The sequence below is a fragment of the Chryseobacterium phocaeense genome, assembly GCF_900169075.1.
In the GTDB taxonomy this organism is placed as follows: Bacteria; Bacteroidota; Bacteroidia; order Flavobacteriales; family Weeksellaceae; genus Chryseobacterium; species Chryseobacterium phocaeense.
This window is the reverse complement of sequence record NZ_LT827015.1, coordinates 1,403,609-1,421,924: the sequence shown is the minus strand read 5'-3', so window position 1 is coordinate 1,421,924 and position 18,316 is coordinate 1,403,609. Positions and strand designations below refer to the sequence as shown.

The window sequence follows — 18,316 nt, the reverse complement described above, 5'->3', positions numbered from 1 at the left end:
TCAACTAAGATCAAAGTTAAGCTTTATTTTCTTACTTTTTACAATAGACATACATGCTAATATTTTCCCCTGTGCTTCTTCTTTTTCCGTAAGATATTCATTTTCAAGAAGCTCTACTTCCCCTTCTTCAAGATAGCATTCACAGCTTCCGCAAATTCCTGATTTACATGAATAAGGCACCGGAAATTTCTGGATCAGAAGCTGCTGCAGGATCTTTTCTTTATTATCCGGAAGCACGGTTTCATAGTCTTTTCCAAGCATTTTAAATTCCACCTTTACGTCTTCAATCAGGGGAAATTCTATTTCTACGGGATAAATATCGTCATTGTACTCTTCAAAAAGCTCAAAATGAATGTTCTTTTTCGGAATTCCGTGATGGTAACAGGCATTGGCGAGTGTTTTGATCATTTCTCCTTTACCGCAGATCAGTACTTCATCTACAGCGTCCCAGATGGTGGATTCCTCATCCGTGTCATCCAGATGGAGGATCTGGTTAATGATCAGGTTCAGTTTTTTGGCATCCAGCCTTCCATAGAAAAACTGGTCAGCCGTTTTCTCCTTCGAAAAAAAATAAAAAATCTGGAGTCTGTCGCCGCAGGTCCTGGCAAGGTTGTCCAGCTGCTCTCTGTATATAAGCTCTTCTGAGTTTTTATTCCCAAAGAACAGAAACAGCCTGGTGCGCGGCTCATTGTGCAGAATGTTTTTAAAATGGCTGAGAATCGGGGTAATTCCTATTCCCGCTGCAAAAGCCACAATCGTCCTGAATTCACTCGGTTTTGAAACCAGCGTAAACCTTCCAGAAGGCTCTCCTACCATGAGCTCGTCTCCCGGATTATAATTTTTAAAAAGTTCAGAAGTGGCTCCTTCGGGAGAATTCACCTTTATTCCAAGGCTGATTTTTTTTTCATATGGAGCTGAGGTCATGGAATAATCGTTAATGACTTCCTGACCGTGAGCCATAAATTTTATGCTGACAAACTGCCCGGCTTCAAACTTAAAATTCTCCTGTAAATTCCCGGGAATCTCGAATTCCAGAGAAAAAGTATTTTTGGTCAGTTGTTCCTTTTTCGCTATTTTTAACGGATGAAACTGTATCAGTTTCCCTTTATAGATTTGTTGTTCCATACTTCAATTCAAAAATAGTCAAAAAATAATTTATGAAGAAGATAATTTTATCCACCCTTATTCTCACTGCTCTTTACAGCTGCAAGAAAGAAGGTCAGAAAACGGAAGATACCGCTGCAACAGATTCTGCCTCTGTATCAGACCAAACAGCCGCAGTATCGGAAGCTTACACTTCAAAGGAGCTTTCTCCGGAAGATGTGGGAAAATATCTGGCTCAGAAAAATGATACGTTATATGTGACCAATTTCTTTGCAACCTGGTGTGGCCCGTGTATGAGAGAAATTCCACATTTTAAGAACAAAATGCAGGAATTAAAAGATAAACCCGTGAAATTTACTTTCATCAATCTTGATGATAAAGCTGAATGGAACAGTGCTGTAAAAATGTTTGCACAGGAAAATCAGCTTGCCGGCAACATCATTCTATTAGACGGACAAAAGTTAGACCCAACTTTCTTTACCAATAATTTCAAGCAATGGGACGGAGGTTCCATCCCTTTCACTTATTTAAGAAAAGGAGATCAAACCGATGAATATTTAGGGATGATGACTGAAGAAATACTAAACGCCAAAGTAGATGCGCTTTTAAAATAAAACATCCAGATTTTTTCTGATCATGTCAAAAAAATTCAAAATCCTGTGTCTGGTGTTGGCGGCCGCCATTCTTTTTACCGTGGTCATCAACCTGAACACAGGATTTTTAAGTTTAAGTCTTCAGGATTTTTTGCAGGATTCTTCCCAGAGCCAGATTGCTGAGATCCGTATCAACCGGGTTCTGGTGATACTGCTGGCAGGAGTTTCCATTCCTACCTCCGGTTTTCTGATGCAGGAATATTTTCAGAATCCACTGGCCGGTCCGGATATTTTAGGAATTACCTCAGTAGCCAGCCTTTCTGTGGCTTTTTATATTTTCTTTTCCCACGACCTCCCGATTCCTGAATTTTTGCAGAACAGCTTCCTCAGTCTCTCAGCCATTGCAGGAAGTCTTGGTCTCATGCTGGTGCTTCTTTCCATGTCGAATAAACTTCAGGATAAATCCTACCTTATTATATTTGGATTCCTTGTTTCGGCATTTGCAGGAGCTATTGTTTCATTATTACAGTTTTATGCTGAGAGCCAGAGCCTGAAAAACTATATTCTATGGTCTTTTGGAGCCAATAATATGGTGACCAGAAACCAGATCTACATCCTGTCTATTCTCATCCTCACAGGCATGTTTATTTGCTTTAAAACCATAAAACCGCTGATAGGAAATTCGTTGGGGACTTCTTATGCACAGAGCCTTGGTGTGAATCTGAAGCAGTTGAAAATATTAATTATTATCGCTTCTTCCCTGCTTTCAGCTTCTGTTACAGCATTTTTGGGACCTATTTTATTTGTTGGAATTATAGTTCCTCATTTCTGCAGACTGATCTATAATCCATCCAAATTATGGCAACAATGGATTTTAAATATGTTTCTGGGAATGCTTGTCATGATGCTTTTTTCTGTAGTGTCTGAAAAAACGCAGATCCCGATGAATGTGATCAGTTCTGTATTTGGTATACCGGTGATTTTACTGATGCTTTTGAAGCAAAATAAAGTTTAAAGTGAATGATGAATGGCCAATTGTAAATTTTTGACCTTTTTAATTTAATCATTCTTACTTGTTGGTCATCGCAAAGACGCAATTTTCCTTAATATATTTCGTATTTTAAGGCGCAAAGATTTTATCAAAGATAAAATTTGAAACTGCATATTTACGTTTAATAATTGCAGAAAATCTTCGATTTTCTTGCGCCTTAAAATGTTTTCACACTCAAAATCCTTTGCGTCCTTGCGATTAGCCAACATTTTATATATTAGCAAAAAACACAACACAATGACGGAAAATGAATTATCAAAAATTGTTTTCGATGTCGGCCTGAAGATCCATAAAAAACTTGGCACCGGCTTATTTGAGCATGTTTACGAAGAATGTATGTTTTATGAACTTGCAAAAACAGATCTAGTGATTGAAAGATAAAAGCTGCTTCCTATTATCTATGATGATCTTAAAATTGAAAATGCTTTCAGGTTGGATATAATAATAGAAAACAAGCTGATCCTGGAAATAAAAACAGTAGATTACATTAATCCTGCTCACAAAGCCCAGCTTTTAACTTATTTAAAAATGACCGGCTGTAAACTAGGCTTATTACTTAACTTTCAATCTGATGTTTTCAAAAATGGGATAACAAGAATTGTAAATCATTTATAAAGTTTAACAGTATAAAATGAGGCTGCGATAAGTTTCTATACTTAAAACTGTATTTTTGTGCAAAGAATTGCATCTTTATAATTAGCTAAATATTCAATGCATCTACAAATCAAGCAAGCCAGTATAGGCTACGATAAGACCTTAATTTCAAATGTGTATGCAGATTTGAAATTAGGTGATGTATGTCTTCTGATTGGAAATAATGGGGTTGGGAAAACAACACTTATCAAATCTATTTTGAATCAGGTTCCTGTTTTAAGCGGAGAAATTACTATTGGTCAGAAGAATATAAAAAATCTTTCCGTTAAAGAAATTGCAGAAAATATTGCTGTGGTTTTTTCAAAGGCTGATATTCCGCAGCATTATACGGTAGAAGACCTTATTTCGTTGGGAAAATACATCTACTACCCTTTTTATTTTGAGTTAAAAAAAGAAGACAGGGATGAAGTGGCGCATATTATTGATGAACTGGATCTTGCCCAGTATAAACATACGCTTCTTAAAAACCTTTCAGACGGAAACCTGCAGAAGGCATTCATCGGACGCGCTATCACACAGAATTCCCCGGTTATTATTCTGGACGAACCAACAACCCATCTGGATGAGAAAAACAAGCTTATTATCCTGAAAACACTCCGCAGACTGGCCAAGGAACAACAGAAGATCATATTATTTTCCTCTCACGACTGGCGGCTATCCAAAGAGTTTGCAGACAAAATATGGTACGTAAAAAACCAGCAGCTATTTTCCGGGCTTGTAGAAGATATTCTTCTCGGGCATGATGAACTTACGGATGTTTCATTATTTCAGGTGAACGAAAATTTTGTTCCCCCATCTATCACCGCACCGCCGGTTCACAAAGAAATGCTTTATTCGCTGCTTCAAAAAAACTTTGAAAAAGACTTGTCTTCCCTGCATTTTGACTATAAAAATGATTTTTGGGAAATCCTCACTGACACCAGCAAGCAACAATATCAATCTTTCGAAGAAATAGTTTATTTCGTTAAAAACATTCATTAATACTGCGTTTATATTAAATAATTCACATATTATGCATGCATAGTATTATGCTTGTCATACAATTTAATCTGCTTAATATCAACTTGTTAACAAAATTTAACTTTAATAAATACTATGCATGCATAATATTTACTAAATTTGGAATACACCATTCTTACATCAATGATGGATAATAACAAGGAAAAAATAGAAAACGTAGATTTAGTATTAAAACAGACCTGGTTGGCTGTTTCTAAAATGTACACAGAACTTGCTCAGGAGCACGACTCTACAGCAGTACAAGCCCTCACTCTTCTTAAAATTGACCCGAAAGAAGGAACCCGGAGTACCAACTTGGGTCCCAAAATGGCCATTGAACCTACTTCTCTTACCAGAATCATCAAACTTCTGGAAGACAACGGGTATATCTACAAGGAAAAGACCACTGCCGATAAAAGGGAGGTGATCATTAAGCTTACGGATAAAGGTCTGAATTCAAGGAATATGTCCAAAGAAGTAGTCGTCAATTTTAACAAGAAAGTGATGGAAAAAATCGCTCCCGAGAAGATTGAAACCTTCAAGGAGGTGATGTCCGAGATCATGAAAATTGCCAACGAACTTTTAAATAACAGAAAATAAATTATCATGCCGTCTCCGGGCTGCATATGATCTTATCAATAATAAAAATTTACATATGAAAAGAAGAATCAAACATGTTACGGTTCTTGGTTCAGGAATTATGGGCAGCGGGATTGCAGCACATTTTGCCAACATTGGCGTAGAAGTGTCCCTGCTGGATATTGTTCCTTTTGAACTCACGGAAGCTGAACAGAAAAAAGGTTTGACCAAAGATGACAAAGCGGTAAGAAACAGAATAGCTTCTGAAAACTTTGAAAAACTGAAAAAAGCAAGTCCTGCTCTTCTCTATTCTCCGAAATTTGCGGACAGAATTACAGTAGGAAACTTTGATGATGATCTTCCAAAGATCAAAAATACAGACTGGATTATTGAAGTGGTGGTTGAAAAACTGGACATTAAGAAATCTGTTTATGAAAAAATTGAACAATTCAGAAAACCGGGAACATTAATTTCTTCTAATACATCAGGAATTCCTATCCATTTTCTAACGGAAGGAAGAAGTGACGATTTTAAAAAATACTTTGCAGGAACTCACTTTTTCAATCCTGTAAGATACCTGCCTCTTCTGGAAATCATTCCTACAGCAGATACGCTTCCGGAGGTGGTGGAATTTTATATGAGCTTTGGGGCTAAATTCCTTGGGAAAACTACCGTTTTAGCCAAAGATACTCCTGCATTTATCGCCAACAGAATCGGGGTTTTCTCCATGATGGATCTGCTTCATAATGTACAGAAATTAGGGCTGACCGTTTCTGAGGTTGATAAACTAACAGGTCCCGTAATCGGACGTCCAAAATCTGCCACATTCAGAACTGCTGACGTTGTAGGTCTTGACACCTTGGTTATGGTAGCGAATGGAGTACGCCAGAGCGGTGCCGAAGCCAACAATTTCAATGATGTTTTTGCCCTTCCGCCTTATATCCAGAAAATGATGGATAACAAATGGCTGGGTTCCAAAACAGAACAGGGATTCTATAAAAAAGTGAAAAATGCAGAAGGAAAATCAGAAATCCACGGACTGAACCTTGATACCCTGGAATACGAACTTCAGGGCAAATCTTCTTTCCCTACTTTAGAGTTAACGAAAAATATCGACAAGCCTATTGACCGCTTTAAGGTTTTAATTGGCGGTAAAGACAAAGCCGGAGAATTATACAGAAAATCTTTAGGCGCATTGTTCGCTTATGTATCTCACAAAGTTCCTGAAATATCTGACGAAGTCTATAAAATTGATGATGCCATGAGAGCCGGTTTCGGATGGGAAAACGGTCCGTTTGAGATCTGGGATGCCGTAGGCGTTCAGAAAGGTATTGAACTGGCAAAAGATGCAGGCTATGAAGTATCAGACTGGGTTAAAAATGTAGAAAGCTTCTATAAAGTAAATGATGAAGGTCAAAGCATTTTCGTTGATAAAAACTCAGGAGCATATAATACAATTCCAGGCCAGGATGCTTTTATCATTTTAGATAATATCAGAAAGAACAAAACCCTTTGGAGTAATTCGGGAGCAGCCATTGAAGATCTTGGTGACGGAATCATCAACTTTGAAATACGTTCCAAAATGAACTCCCTGGGTGGCGAAGTTCTTGACGGATTAAACAGAGCCATTGATTTAGCAGAAAAAGAATACGACGGACTGGTAGTTGGAAATCAGGGGACCAATTTCTCTGTAGGTGCCAACTTAGCGATGATCCTGATGATGGCTATCGAGCAGGACTGGGACGATCTGAATATGGCCATTGCCTATTTCCAGAAATCCATGATGCGAGTACGCTATTCCTCTATTCCTGTTGTGGTTGCCCCTCACGGAATGACCCTTGGCGGCGGCTGCGAGATGACGATGCACGCAGACAGAGTGGTTGCAGCAGCAGAAACCTACATCGGACTGGTAGAAACCGGCGTTGGAGTAATTCCTGGCGGTGGAGGAACCAAAGAGTTAACCCTCAGAACTTCAAGAGAATTCCATGCTGATGATGTTAAAAACAACAGACTTCGTGAAGCATTCATGAATATCGCCATGGGTAAAGTAGCTACTTCCGCTTATGAAGCTTATGATATGGGTATTCTTGAAAAAGGAAAAGACATCGTATCCGTAAGCAAAAACAGACAGATTGCCGAAGCTAAAAAAGTAGCAAAACTATTGGCAGAACAAGGTTATACACAACCCATCGAACAGAAAGTAAAAGTTTTAGGAAAAGATGCCCTGGGAATGTTCTACGTAGGAACCGATCAGATGCTTACCGGAAACTTTATCTCTGAACATGATAAGAAAATTGCCGATAAATTAGCCAACGTAATGGTAGGAGGAAATCTTTCCGAACCAACCGTAGTGACCGAACAATACCTATTGAATCTTGAAAGAGAAACATTCCTTCAGCTTTGTGGTGAAAGAAAAACACTGGAGAGAATTCAGTATATGTTGCAGAATGGGAAACCGTTGAGAAATTAATTTGTACAATGTCGGATGTAAAATGTAAAAAGTATTGACATGCATAATTTCAGGGAATTGGAGGTTTGGAAAAAATCAATTTTGCTTTGTAAGCATTACTATATTATTTCTAAAAATTTCCCTAAAGATGAATTATTCGGATTGACTTCACAGTCGAGAAGAAGTCTTTATTCAATTCCGTCTAATATTGCCGAAGGAGCTGGAAGAGATACCAATCCACAGTTCTGTCAATTTTTAAACATTGCATTAGGTTCTTCTTTTGAATTTGAAACTCAGATTATAATTGCGAATGATTTGGAATTCATTAAAAAAGATGATTTTGATTTGTTAATATCCGAAATCAGACATGTTCAAAATATGATCATCAAATTAAAACAAAATTATTCAAAATAGAATGATACAAAGTAGAGTGTAAACTACGGAATAAAATACACCCGACATTTTACATTATACATTTTACAAAAATTTAAACAAAATGAAACAAGCATATATAGTAAAAGGGTTCAGAACAGCCGTTGGAAAAGCTCCAAAAGGAAGTTTAAGATTTACAAGACCCGATGTGATGGCCGCTACCGTTATTGAAAAACTAATGGCGGAACTTCCACAATTGGATAAAAACAGAATTGATGACCTGATCGTTGGAAATGCAATGCCGGAGGCTGAACAGGGCTTGAATGTGGCCCGTCTGATCTCCCTGATGGGATTGAACACAGACAAAGTTCCGGGAGTTACCGTGAACAGATACTGTGCATCAGGAAGTGAAGCCATTGCCATTGCTTCTGCAAAAATTCAGGCCGGAATGGCTGATTGCATCATTGCGGGAGGTACAGAATCTATGTCATACATCCCGATGGGTGGCTACAAGCCGGTTCCTGAAACGGATATCGCTAAAACCAACCCTGATTACTACTGGGGAATGGGTTATACTGCTGAAGAAGTGGCCAAACAATACAATATTACCAGAGAAGAGCAGGATCAGTTTGCGTATGAATCCCATATGAAAGCATTAAAAGCCAATGCTGAAGGGAAATTTGCCAATCAGATCGTTTCCATTCCTGTAGAATACAATTTCCTGGACGAAAACCAGAAAATGCAGTCTAAAAAGTTTGATTTCTCTATTGACGAAGGTCCTAGAAAAGACACTTCCTTAGAAGGTCTGGCCAAGCTGAGACCGGTATTTGCCAACGGAGGAAGCGTTACTGCCGGAAATTCATCCCAGATGAGTGACGGAGCTGCTTTTGTTATGGTGATGAGCGAAGAAATGGTAAAAGAATTAGGTCTTGAGCCTGAAGCAAGATTAGTAGCCTATGCAGCGGCAGGACTTGAGCCTAGAATTATGGGAATGGGTCCTATCTATGCTATTCCAAAAGCTTTAAAACAGGCAGGACTTGAATTAAAGGACATCGACTTAATTGAATTGAATGAGGCATTTGCATCACAGTCAGTTGCCATTAAAAAAGAATTAGGCTTAAATCCTGATATCCTTAACGTAAACGGAGGTGCTATTGCTCTTGGCCACCCGCTTGGCTGTACCGGAACAAAATTAACCGTCCAGCTTCTTGATGAAATGAGAAGACGCGGCAATAAGTACGGAATGGTTTCCATGTGCGTGGGTACGGGACAGGGAGCTGCTTCGATCTTTGAACTACTTTAATTGTATAATGTCAGTTGTACAATGTATAAAGTATTAAGGACTTACAAATAATATCTTAAAGAAAAGTATAATGTACATTTTACATTATACTTTTTACAAAATTAAAAAACAAAATAATATATGGCTACATTAAAAGGCGGAGAGTTCCTGATCAAGGAAATTCCTGCAAATGAAATTTTCAGTCTTGAAGAACTGAGCGAAGAACAAAGAATGCTTCGCGATTCTGCAAAAGAATTTATAGATAGAGAAGTGGTTCCTCAACACGACCGTTTTGAGAAAAAAGATTATGCCCTGACAGAAGAAAAAATGCGTCAGTTGGGTGAAATGGGGCTGTTGGGAATTACCGTTCCGGAAGAATACGGTGGACTGGGAATGGGATTCGTGAGTACGATGCTGGCATGTGATTATGTTTCAGGTGGAAACGGATCTTTGGCAACAGCGTATGGAGCCCATACGGGAATCGGAACATTGCCTACCCTTCTGTACGGAAGTGAAGAATTAAAAAAGAAATATCTTCCGGATTTAGCTACCGGAACAAAATTCGGGGCCTATTGTCTTACTGAGCCGGATGCCGGTTCTGATGCTAATTCAGGAAAGACAAGAGCCAGATTATCTGAGGACGGAAAACATTATATCATCAACGGACAGAAAATGTGGATTTCCAATGCAGGCTTTGCAGATACATTCACTCTGTTTGCAAAAATTGATGATGATAAAAACATTACAGGTTTTGTGATCAACCGTTCTGAGCTGGAAAATCCTGAAAGCCTTACTTTCGGTGAGGAAGAGCACAAATTAGGAATCCGTTCCTCTTCTACCCGTCAGGTTTTCTTCAATGACATGAAGGTTCCTGTAGAGAATATGCTGGGTGAAAGAAACAACGGTTTCAAAATCGCCTTAAATGCACTGAATGTGGGTAGAATTAAGCTTGCTGCGGCCAATCTGGACGGGCAGAGAAGAATTTTAAACCACTCTATCCAGTATTCTAACGAGAGAAAGCAGTTCGGGGTTTCTATTTCAACTTTCGGAGCCATCAGAAAGAAAATTGCAGAAATGGCAACCGGAATTTTTGTAAGTGAAGCGGGATCTTACCGTCTGGCCAAAAATGTTGAAGATAAAATTGCAGAATTGGTTTCCGCGGGAACAGACCATCAGCAGGCTGAATTAAAAGGGGTTGAAGAATTTGCAGTAGAAGCTTCTATCCTAAAGGTTTTTGTATCGGATCTTACTCAGAATACGGCCGATGAAGGAATCCAGATCTATGGTGGAATGGGATTCTCTGAAGACACTCCAATGGAATCTGCATGGAGAGATGCCAGAATCGGAAGGATCTATGAAGGAACCAACGAAATTAACAGACTTCTGGCGGTAGGAATGTTGATTAAGAGAGCGATGAAAGGAGAACTGGATTTATTATCTCCAGCTATGGCGATCAGCAAAGAACTGATGGGAATTCCATCATTTGAAGTTCCTGATTATTCAGCATTCATGAGCGAAGAGAAGGCTATTATCGCCAATCTTAAGAAGGTATTCCTTATGGTTTCCGGAGCTGCGCTTCAGAAATTCATGATGGATATTGAAAAACAGCAGCACTTACTATTAAATGCTTCTGAAATCCTTAATCAGATCTATATGGCAGAATCTGCGGTATTAAGAGCTGAAAAACACTTCTCTCCGGAGTCTGTAGAAGCAGCAATGGCACAGCTTAACCTTTACAAAGCAGTTGAAAAAATAATCGCAGCGGCCAAAGAAGGAATTATTTCTTTCGCTGAAGGTGATGAGCAGAGAATGATGCTTTCCGGTCTGAGAAGATTCACCAAGTATGCCAACCATCCCAATGTAGTGGCACTTACTGAAAAGGTAGCCGCACACTATATTGAAAAAGGAGCTTATTAGTCTTTATAATAAATTTGATTTCAAAGCGTCTCATTTTTTTGAGACGCTTTTTGTTTTATTGAAATAAAAAACAATACATCCGGCAAGAATTCAGGATGATAGATAAAATTCTACCCGTTTAAGCATCTGAAATTTCAAAATTTTTCTCTATTTTTATTTTTAATAAAAAAACATGAAAACTTTACTATTACCCCTTCTTCTGATTTCTGCCACTGTATCTGCTCAAAAAGGACAAAAAAGGCAGGCATTACCAAAGCTGGATACCATGAAGGTTTCCAAACTCAAAGAATCTGAAGAATTACCGGTGAAGGCTGAGGAAGAGCCAAAAGACCCGTATAAAATGCTTACTGTAGCTCCAAAGGACACGTCAGCTTATCTTGCATTAAAAGAAGCCAAAAAAGATCATTCAAAATACAGAATACTGAATGCTGCTGTCCCTGAAAAACCATTGGAGGAACCCAAAAAAGAAACACCTTCCAAATAATTAAAAAAACAAACTAATCCAACCGAAAAACTAAGATTACTATGGGAAAATTTATTATTTCTAAAAGAACAAACGGAGAACATCAGTTCAATCTTAAAGCAAGAAACGGACAGGTGATCCTAACCAGCCAGGGATACAGCTCAAAATCCTCCTGTGAAAACGGAATAGAATCCGTACGCACCCATTCTCAGGATGATTCGAAATTTGAAAAGAATACCGCTAAAGATAACCGCTGGTATTTCAACTTAAAGGCAGGCAACGGACAGATCATAGGAACCAGCCAGATGTATGAATCAGAAAACGGGATGGACAACGGCATCGAATCTGTAAAAACCAACGCACCAGGGGCTTCCGTAGAAGATGAGACTGTTCTTTAATCCGTTGTAAAATAATCTTGATAAAAATGTCTTATTTTTTAAGGCATTTTTTATTTTTGTATTCTATTTTCAATCTGAAATGACAAAAGAAGAATTGCTCAACAGAGCCATAAAAATAGCTGATAAAGCACATAAAGGACAAACCGATAAATACCACGCCCCTTACATTGCCCATGTGATGCGCGTGATGGAATATGGCAAAACACTGGACGAAAAGATTGTAGGGGTTCTTCACGATGTAGTGGAAGACCACCCGGAAGAATTCAGTCTGGAATATTTAAGGACTGAGGGCTTTCCTGAATATATTATTTTTGCTGTAAGCTGCCTTACTAAGTTTGATCCCGAGGAAGATTACGATGAATTCGTTAAAAGAACGGAAAGATCCCCTCTTGCCGTTGCTGTAAAGCTTAATGATCTCCGTGATAATATGGATCTCAGAAGAGTCAACAGGGAGCTGACTCCGAAAGATATCAAAAGGTTCAACAAATATTTAAAAGCCTACCATTATCTGATAGAGAAATATTAATCCGCTCCAGGGAAATCATACGTTTTTACAGGATGATCCGTAGCGTCGATGTTAATGTTTAAAGCCAGATAGACAAAGTGAAGATTTTTATTTCCTTTCGCTTCAAATTCGCGCTGCCACAGATAACCCGTTAGGATTCCGAAATAGTCATCAATCTGATATCCGAAACCACCGTATACCCTGTTTCTGGCAAAAGTTGGCTTCATTGGGCTTACAAAGAAAATTTCGTCATACACATTGGCGAAAACAGTTCCCTTTTTTACAGTTTTTGCATTCAGGGGAACACTCACGTTCAGACGGTAGCGGTAACGCATTCTCTGGGAAGCTTTGTCGGTTGCCGGCTCATAGAACCAGCTCTTTTCAGCCCGAAGACGGTTTTCAAACTTGACGATTCCTTTTTTGAAATCAATCACGTCCTGAAGCCAGATTCTAAACTCTTCCCTGCTCAGGCTATGCTCTTTATAATTTACATATCTCCCGACCCCTACAAAAGGCTTGTGATTTTTGGTAAGATTATATCCAACTCCTCCTTTGATCTCGTAATAATCCGGATAGGTATAATCCTCATTTCCTCTGAGCTGACCTTCCGCATAGATGAAGAATTTAGGATGAAACTTATAAGTCAGAGTTACTGCATTGAAGCTGGAAATATGTTCCTGCGCTTTTAAAAAGGTCATACTCAAAACTAAACTCAGACTGAAAAAAAGTTTCATAAAAAAATTTTTGCAAAAGTAAATCATTTAACAATTTCTTAATATTAAATTTCATTAACCTTAAAATTAATATTTATTTAATATTGATAGTATATGAGAAGCCTATGTGGAACCATCTTTGAGGCATTTCAACTCCAAAAGCTTCGGTGTATTTTGTATCTGTTAAGTTGGTAATCAGTGCATATACGGAAAAGTCCTTTTTTGCAAAGCTCAGTTTTTCATCAAGGAGATTATAGCTGCCCAGATTCATCCTTTCGTTATACCGGTAGACCAATTCGTTGCTAAAATATTTCAAAAATTTAGTTTCCAGTTTTGCCACTACCTGATGCTTCAGATTATCCAGAATATATCTGGAAACAAATTCACCGGATCTGCTTATTTTACTGTCCAGATACGTATATCCGGCTGTATATTTCAGCCAGTCAGAGGCTCTGTGACTCAGTTCAAACTCTACTCCTTTGGTATCAATTTTCCCTACGTTATCTGCATACCATACAGGAGAATCAATAGCCTTTTTCGTCCAGTCGATAGAATTTTCCGAATTCCTCATAAATCCGCTCACCTTTGCTAAAATCCTGCTGTCCTGATATTGATATCCGATCTCCGAAGAAATAGCATTTTCTGGCAGCAGGTTCTGATTTCCCTGTTCCGTTTTGCTTACATAATAAAGGTCTGTAAACGTAGGAACCCTGTGAACCCTCGCCACATTTCCGTAGATCTTGTTGTTCTGATTGAAATTATACCCTACATCCAGACCCGGATAGAAGAAATTGCCTTCTTTGGAATAATTCGCCCAGGAAATTCCCGGACTGATGTTAAGCTTTTTATCCAGTAATGAGAAATGATGTTCAAAGAAGACCTGAGAAACAAAACGGTTTCTTTCTCCTAAATTATTACTCGCCAGAAATTCCTTTCTCAGCTCAACACCCACACCGGTGGTCCCTAATCCCCATTGATAGCTGGAATTCACTTCTCCACCCACATTATTTCCGATGTGCATATTTCTGTAACCATCCGGTTTGTTCCTGTCATAAAGATACATGTCCTGCCCTCTTCTCCAGTACACATTCGAACTGATTTTCAAGTCTCCGAATTTCTGCTGGTGGGCTACACTCACAATGGAAGCCTGTGTTTCCTCATACTGTTCCGTAGCGCTTTTAGACGCATAAAAGCCATTGGCCCCGAATTTTTTTTCAGAAAAACCGGCCTGCAGCTTAAGATCACCGTTTTTAATATTCAGTTTACTCTGGTAAAATACATTCCGGATCTCATAGTCCGTATTATACATATATCCCTCCGATGAAGCAGTATTCGCCTGAAGTGAGTTTGAAAACTTTTCATTTCCTATCTGGGCATTAAAGCCGAGACCATAGGTTTTATAATCTCCGCCGTCGGCGCTTATTTTCACCCTTTTTCCTGAAGTGGTTTTAGTAATAATATTGATTACCCCAGCATAGGCGTTCTGTCCGAATCTTCTGGCGGCCGGCCCTTTAATGATCTCAATTCTTTCCACATCATCCATATCTACAGGCACATTCATGGAGTTGTGTCCCGTCTGGGAATCATTCATTCTTATTCCGTTCAAAAGAAGCAGCACCTGCTCAAAAGAACTTCCCCTGAAACCGATATCACTCTGTACTCCGTTAGCCCCTCTTCTTCTGATATCCATTCCCGGAACCTGTTGGAGAACTTCGTCAATACTTTTTGCGGGAGAATTGGCAATTTCTTCTTTAGTGATCACCGTAATATTCTGATTGGCGCTTTTATAAGGTGTAGATATAAATTTACCCTGAAATTCAATGATTTCAATGTCCGTTGTTTTTTCCTGTGCATAGGCAGAAAGCATTGATCCCAATAAAAATATACTTCCAATCTTCTTGATCATAATCGTTCCGGTTTTTGTTCTAAATCAGTTTTTTTGATAATGCCTCCAAAAGTAAGGGAGTTCCGGAAGACAGGCAAATGATAGATATCATAAAAAAAAGATGCAGTACGATAATACTGCATCTTTGTGGGAAGTAACTCTTTTATCTTTTTCTCATTAAATGTGTAACCAAGTCTCTGAATAATTTTATCATTTCTTTATTACCAATTTATGAACACAATTTTAACTAAATTTAAAATACAAAACAATAGTAAAACAGAAAAAATAATGAAAATTATAAAATTAACAAAACCGGGATGATGATCCGCTAACCAAACCTGCTTATGAATGACAATCACATATACTGAAAACACTTTAATTCAGGCCTGAAAGGTCTGTTTTTTGTTGTATCGGCCGGGATCATAAATTTATGTTTTCATCCTTTTTTAAATGTATAATTTCCACTAAAAAATTCGTAATTTTGTAAGTCTTAATTTTACTATGGCTCCAACTACAGAAATAGATATAAAAAAACAGATTTTCGTTAAGAATGCACACCTTAACAATCTGAAGCATATAGATGTTCTGATCCCGAAAAATAAACTGATCGTCATCACAGGGGTTTCCGGAAGCGGAAAATCTTCTCTGGCATTCGATACTATTTATGCGGAAGGACAGAGAAGGTATGTGGAAAGTTTAAGTTCCTACGCCCGTCAGTTTTTGGGTAAATTAGAAAAACCGAAAGTAGACGATATCAAAGGACTTGCGCCTTCCATCGCAATACAGCAGAAAGTAATTTCCTCCAACCCGCGTTCTACGGTAGGAACTTCTACAGAAATCTACGATTATATGAAGCTTCTTTTCGCAAGGATCGGGAAAACATTTTCTCCTGTTTCCGGTGAAGAAGTGAAGAAAGATTCCGTTTCTGATGTTATTGATTTTATCAAAGCTTCCAAAAAAGAAACTTCATTCCTGCTGACAGCTCCTCTGGAATACGACGCTGACAATTTTAAGGAAACCCTGAACATTTTAAAGCTCGCAGGTTTTACCAGACTTGAGATCAATGGAAATGTGGCGGGTATCGAGGACCTGGAAAGCTTCGGATTTACTCCTGAAAAAGGAATGCTGATCAATCTTGTCATCGACCGTTTTTCTTATGAAGAAGACGAAAGTTTCCTTCAACGACTGGCAGACTCTATCCAGATGGCTTTCTACGAAGGCCACGGCTATTGCTCACTGAAAAATACGGATTCAGGAAAAGTAAAAGAATTCTCCAACAAATTTGAGCTGGACGGCATGGAGTTCCTGGAACCGAATGTTCACTTTTTCAGCTTCAATAATCCCTACGGAGCTTGTCCTGCATGTGAAGGCTACGGAAAAGTAATCGGAATTGATGAAGATCTTGTGGTTCCGAACAAAACCTTATCCATTTATGAAGATGCAGTGGTTTCATGGCGGGGAGAAAGCATGAGCGAGTGGAAAAAAGATTTCATAAAAAAAGCGCAGGACTTCCCTATCCATAAACCTTACCATCAATTAACCAAAGAACAGAAAAGCTTCCTTTGGAAAGGCGACGGTAAAAGCAGCTTCCCTTCTATCAATAATTTCTTCAAAATGCTTGAAGAAAACCTGTATAAAATCCAGTATCGTGTGATGCTTTCCAGATACAGAGGGAAAACACTCTGTCCAACCTGTGAAGGCCTGAGACTGCGTGAAGAAACCAGCTGGGTAAAAGTGGACGGTCACAATATCCAGTCGATGATAGAGCTTCCTCTGGATGAATTATACCCTTTAATAGAGGGTCTTAAACTTTCCGAACATGATCAGGATGTAGCGAAGAGACTGCTGTATGAAATTAAAACCCGTATTGAGTTCTTATTAAAAGTAGGTTTGGGCTATTTAACCTTAAACAGGACTTCCAATACGCTTTCCGGGGGAGAAAGCCAGAGAATTAACCTGGCGACAAGCCTGGGAAGTTCGCTGGTAGGTTCTATTTATATCCTGGATGAGCCTTCTATTGGGCTCCATTCCAGAGATACGGAAAACCTGATCGGGGTATTACAAAATCTAAGGGATCTCGGGAATACAGTGATTGTTGTAGAGCATGATGAAGATGTCATGAAAGCAGCAGATTATATTATAGATATTGGTCCGGAAGCAGGTTATTTGGGTGGTGAACTCGTTTTCGCCGGGGATTATGATGATCTTAAAAATGCAGATACGCTGACTTCAAAATACCTGACCGGAAGAATGGAAATTGAAATTCCTAAAAAGCGGAGGAAAGCTAAGGAATGGATCCATATCAAAGGAGCAAGACAAAACAATCTTAAAAATATAGATGTAGATGTTCCTTTGGAAAGCCTTACAGTGATCTCAGGAGTTTCCGGAAGCGGAAAATCTACCCTGATGAAGGAAATTTTAACTAATGATATTCAGATCCAGCTTGGAATGGGTGGCAAAAAGGGAGATTATGATTCCGTGGAATTTCCAAAGAAACTGATCAAACATATTGAGCTGATTGATCAGAACCCAATCGGAAAGTCATCAAGGTCCAATCCGGTAACTTACCTGAAAGCTTATGACGACATCAGAGATCTTTTTGCGAAGCAGAAAGTTTCAAAAATGATGGGTTACAAGCCTAAGCACTTCTCTTTTAACGTAGACGGCGGAAGATGCGATGAATGTAAAGGCGAAGGAGTCATCAACGTATCCATGCAGTTTATGGCAGATATTGAGCTGGAATGTGAAGTTTGCAAAGGCACCCGCTTTAAAAGTGAGATCCTGGAAGTGAAATTCGATGAGAAAAGCATTTCCGATATTCTTCATATGACGGTAGATGAAGCGCTGGAATTCTTTAAAGACAATAATGAGGATAAAATTGTCACCAAACTGAAGCCGCTTCAGGATGTGGGATTAGGTTATCTTCAGCTGGGACAAAGTTCTTCTACCCTTTCCGGCGGTGAAGCACAACGGGTAAAACTTGCTTCATTCCTTGTGAAAGGTGTTACCACAGACAAAACCCTGTTTATCTTCGATGAACCTTCTACCGGACTGCATTTCCATGATATTCAGAAATTACTGAAATCGCTCCAGGCGCTGATTGATCTCGGGCATTCCGTAATTGTCATTGAGCATCAGCCGGATATTATCAAATGTGCCGACTATATTATTGATATTGGCCCGGAGGCCGGGAAATATGGCGGCGAAGTTGTTTTTGCAGGAACACCGGAAGACCTTGCGGAAAATAAAAAATCGCATACTGCGAAATATATTAAGGAAAAACTTGAAAACTAAATAGGAATAGAGAGCCAATAAACGGCTCTCTATTTTATTTTAAACCATTACGGTTTAT

15 protein-coding genes and 1 pseudogene are annotated in these 18,316 nt (G+C 38.8%); 13 read left to right on the top strand and 3 right to left on the bottom strand.

The annotated features are described in order from the left end of the window. Positions 1 to 1,125, bottom strand: coding sequence for a ferredoxin--NADP reductase (locus B7E04_RS13050; protein WP_080779053.1), 1,125 nt, complete (start codon positions 1,123 to 1,125; stop codon positions 1 to 3). Positions 1,126 to 1,157: 32 nt separating this feature from the next. Here B7E04_RS13050 and B7E04_RS13045 point away from each other — a divergent pair, with 32 nt between their 5' ends. The 12 genes and pseudogenes from B7E04_RS13045 to B7E04_RS12985 all read left to right on the top strand — a co-directional run bounded on the left by B7E04_RS13045 (position 1,158) and on the right by B7E04_RS12985 (position 12,387). Next, positions 1,158 to 1,718, top strand: coding sequence for a TlpA family protein disulfide reductase (locus tag B7E04_RS13045; protein WP_080779052.1), 561 nt, complete (start codon positions 1,158 to 1,160; stop codon positions 1,716 to 1,718). A 22-nt stretch (positions 1,719 to 1,740) separates the two neighbouring features. After that, positions 1,741 to 2,712, top strand: coding sequence for an iron ABC transporter permease (locus B7E04_RS13040; RefSeq protein WP_080779051.1), 972 nt, complete (start codon positions 1,741 to 1,743; stop codon positions 2,710 to 2,712). Positions 2,713 to 2,910: 198 nt separating this feature from the next. Further along, positions 2,911 to 3,363 (top strand): annotated as a pseudogene (locus B7E04_RS13030) (GxxExxY protein). 96 nt (positions 3,364 to 3,459) lie between these two features. After that, complete coding sequence (locus tag B7E04_RS13025; RefSeq protein WP_080779049.1) at positions 3,460 to 4,383, top strand: ABC transporter ATP-binding protein; 924 nt, start codon at positions 3,460 to 3,462, stop codon at positions 4,381 to 4,383. A gap of 165 nt (positions 4,384 to 4,548) precedes the next feature. Next, complete coding sequence (locus tag B7E04_RS13020) at positions 4,549 to 5,001, top strand: MarR family winged helix-turn-helix transcriptional regulator (protein ID WP_034727924.1); 453 nt, start codon at positions 4,549 to 4,551, stop codon at positions 4,999 to 5,001. 55 nt (positions 5,002 to 5,056) lie between these two features. Then, positions 5,057 to 7,450, top strand: coding sequence for a 3-hydroxyacyl-CoA dehydrogenase/enoyl-CoA hydratase family protein (locus B7E04_RS13015; RefSeq protein ID WP_080779048.1), 2,394 nt, complete (start codon positions 5,057 to 5,059; stop codon positions 7,448 to 7,450). A 39-nt stretch (positions 7,451 to 7,489) separates the two neighbouring features. Further along, on the top strand, positions 7,490 to 7,843 hold the full coding sequence (locus B7E04_RS13010; protein WP_080779047.1) for a four helix bundle protein: 354 nt from the start codon (positions 7,490 to 7,492) through the stop codon (positions 7,841 to 7,843). 82 nt (positions 7,844 to 7,925) lie between these two features. Beyond that, positions 7,926 to 9,104, top strand: coding sequence for a thiolase family protein (locus B7E04_RS13005; RefSeq protein ID WP_062654207.1), 1,179 nt, complete (start codon positions 7,926 to 7,928; stop codon positions 9,102 to 9,104). 120 nt (positions 9,105 to 9,224) lie between these two features. Then, a complete protein-coding gene (locus B7E04_RS13000) occupies positions 9,225 to 11,000 on the top strand; it encodes an acyl-CoA dehydrogenase family protein (RefSeq protein ID WP_080779046.1) in 1,776 nt (591 codons plus the stop codon). Positions 11,001 to 11,172: 172 nt separating this feature from the next. After that, complete coding sequence (locus B7E04_RS12995; RefSeq protein WP_080779045.1) at positions 11,173 to 11,484, top strand: hypothetical protein; 312 nt, start codon at positions 11,173 to 11,175, stop codon at positions 11,482 to 11,484. Between the two features lie 41 nt (positions 11,485 to 11,525). Then, positions 11,526 to 11,861, top strand: a complete 336-nt coding sequence (locus tag B7E04_RS12990; RefSeq protein ID WP_080779044.1) for a YegP family protein — start codon at positions 11,526 to 11,528, stop codon at positions 11,859 to 11,861. A 79-nt stretch (positions 11,862 to 11,940) separates the two neighbouring features. Then, positions 11,941 to 12,387: a phosphohydrolase gene (locus B7E04_RS12985; RefSeq protein ID WP_080779043.1), complete on the top strand. Its 447-nt coding sequence runs from the start codon at positions 11,941 to 11,943 to the stop codon at positions 12,385 to 12,387. Here the strand turns inward: B7E04_RS12985 and B7E04_RS12980 are convergent. Continuing rightward, positions 12,384 to 13,100 carry a DUF2490 domain-containing protein gene (locus B7E04_RS12980; RefSeq protein WP_080779042.1) on the bottom strand — a complete coding sequence of 239 codons (717 nt, stop codon included), beginning with the start codon at positions 13,098 to 13,100 and terminating at the stop codon, positions 12,384 to 12,386. The genes B7E04_RS12985 and B7E04_RS12980 overlap by 4 nt on opposite strands. A 73-nt stretch (positions 13,101 to 13,173) precedes the next feature. Further along, the gene (locus tag B7E04_RS12975) at positions 13,174 to 14,985 is read right to left on the bottom strand and encodes a TonB-dependent receptor plug domain-containing protein (RefSeq protein ID WP_080779041.1); all 1,812 of its coding nucleotides are present in this window, start codon (positions 14,983 to 14,985) and stop codon (positions 13,174 to 13,176) included. A 480-nt stretch (positions 14,986 to 15,465) separates the two neighbouring features. Between B7E04_RS12975 and uvrA the strand changes: the two genes are divergently transcribed. Then, the gene (gene uvrA, locus B7E04_RS12970; RefSeq protein ID WP_080779040.1) at positions 15,466 to 18,258 is read left to right on the top strand and encodes an excinuclease ABC subunit UvrA; all 2,793 of its coding nucleotides are present in this window, start codon (positions 15,466 to 15,468) and stop codon (positions 18,256 to 18,258) included. Positions 18,259 to 18,316: the final 58 nt, after the last annotated feature.

What these genes read in the sequence shown, in the direction of transcription:
- B7E04_RS13050 (WP_080779053.1), bottom strand. Translation starts at nt 1,125, where the DNA reads ATGGAACAACAAATCTATAAAGGGAAACTGATACAGTTTCATCCGTTA.
- B7E04_RS13045 (WP_080779052.1), top strand. Translation starts at nt 1,158, where the DNA reads ATGAAGAAGATAATTTTATCCACCCTTATTCTCACTGCTCTTTACAGC.
- B7E04_RS13040 (WP_080779051.1), top strand. Translation starts at nt 1,741, where the DNA reads ATGTCAAAAAAATTCAAAATCCTGTGTCTGGTGTTGGCGGCCGCCATT.
- B7E04_RS13025 (WP_080779049.1), top strand. Translation starts at nt 3,460, where the DNA reads ATGCATCTACAAATCAAGCAAGCCAGTATAGGCTACGATAAGACCTTA.
- B7E04_RS13020 (WP_034727924.1), top strand. Translation starts at nt 4,549, where the DNA reads ATGGATAATAACAAGGAAAAAATAGAAAACGTAGATTTAGTATTAAAA.
- B7E04_RS13015 (WP_080779048.1), top strand. Translation starts at nt 5,057, where the DNA reads ATGAAAAGAAGAATCAAACATGTTACGGTTCTTGGTTCAGGAATTATG.
- B7E04_RS13010 (WP_080779047.1), top strand. Translation starts at nt 7,490, where the DNA reads ATGCATAATTTCAGGGAATTGGAGGTTTGGAAAAAATCAATTTTGCTT.
- B7E04_RS13005 (WP_062654207.1), top strand. Translation starts at nt 7,926, where the DNA reads ATGAAACAAGCATATATAGTAAAAGGGTTCAGAACAGCCGTTGGAAAA.
- B7E04_RS13000 (WP_080779046.1), top strand. Translation starts at nt 9,225, where the DNA reads ATGGCTACATTAAAAGGCGGAGAGTTCCTGATCAAGGAAATTCCTGCA.
- B7E04_RS12995 (WP_080779045.1), top strand. Translation starts at nt 11,173, where the DNA reads ATGAAAACTTTACTATTACCCCTTCTTCTGATTTCTGCCACTGTATCT.
- B7E04_RS12990 (WP_080779044.1), top strand. Translation starts at nt 11,526, where the DNA reads ATGGGAAAATTTATTATTTCTAAAAGAACAAACGGAGAACATCAGTTC.
- B7E04_RS12985 (WP_080779043.1), top strand. Translation starts at nt 11,941, where the DNA reads ATGACAAAAGAAGAATTGCTCAACAGAGCCATAAAAATAGCTGATAAA.
- B7E04_RS12980 (WP_080779042.1), bottom strand. Translation starts at nt 13,100, where the DNA reads ATGAAACTTTTTTTCAGTCTGAGTTTAGTTTTGAGTATGACCTTTTTA.
- B7E04_RS12975 (WP_080779041.1), bottom strand. Translation starts at nt 14,985, where the DNA reads ATGATCAAGAAGATTGGAAGTATATTTTTATTGGGATCAATGCTTTCT.
- uvrA (WP_080779040.1), top strand. Translation starts at nt 15,466, where the DNA reads ATGGCTCCAACTACAGAAATAGATATAAAAAAACAGATTTTCGTTAAG.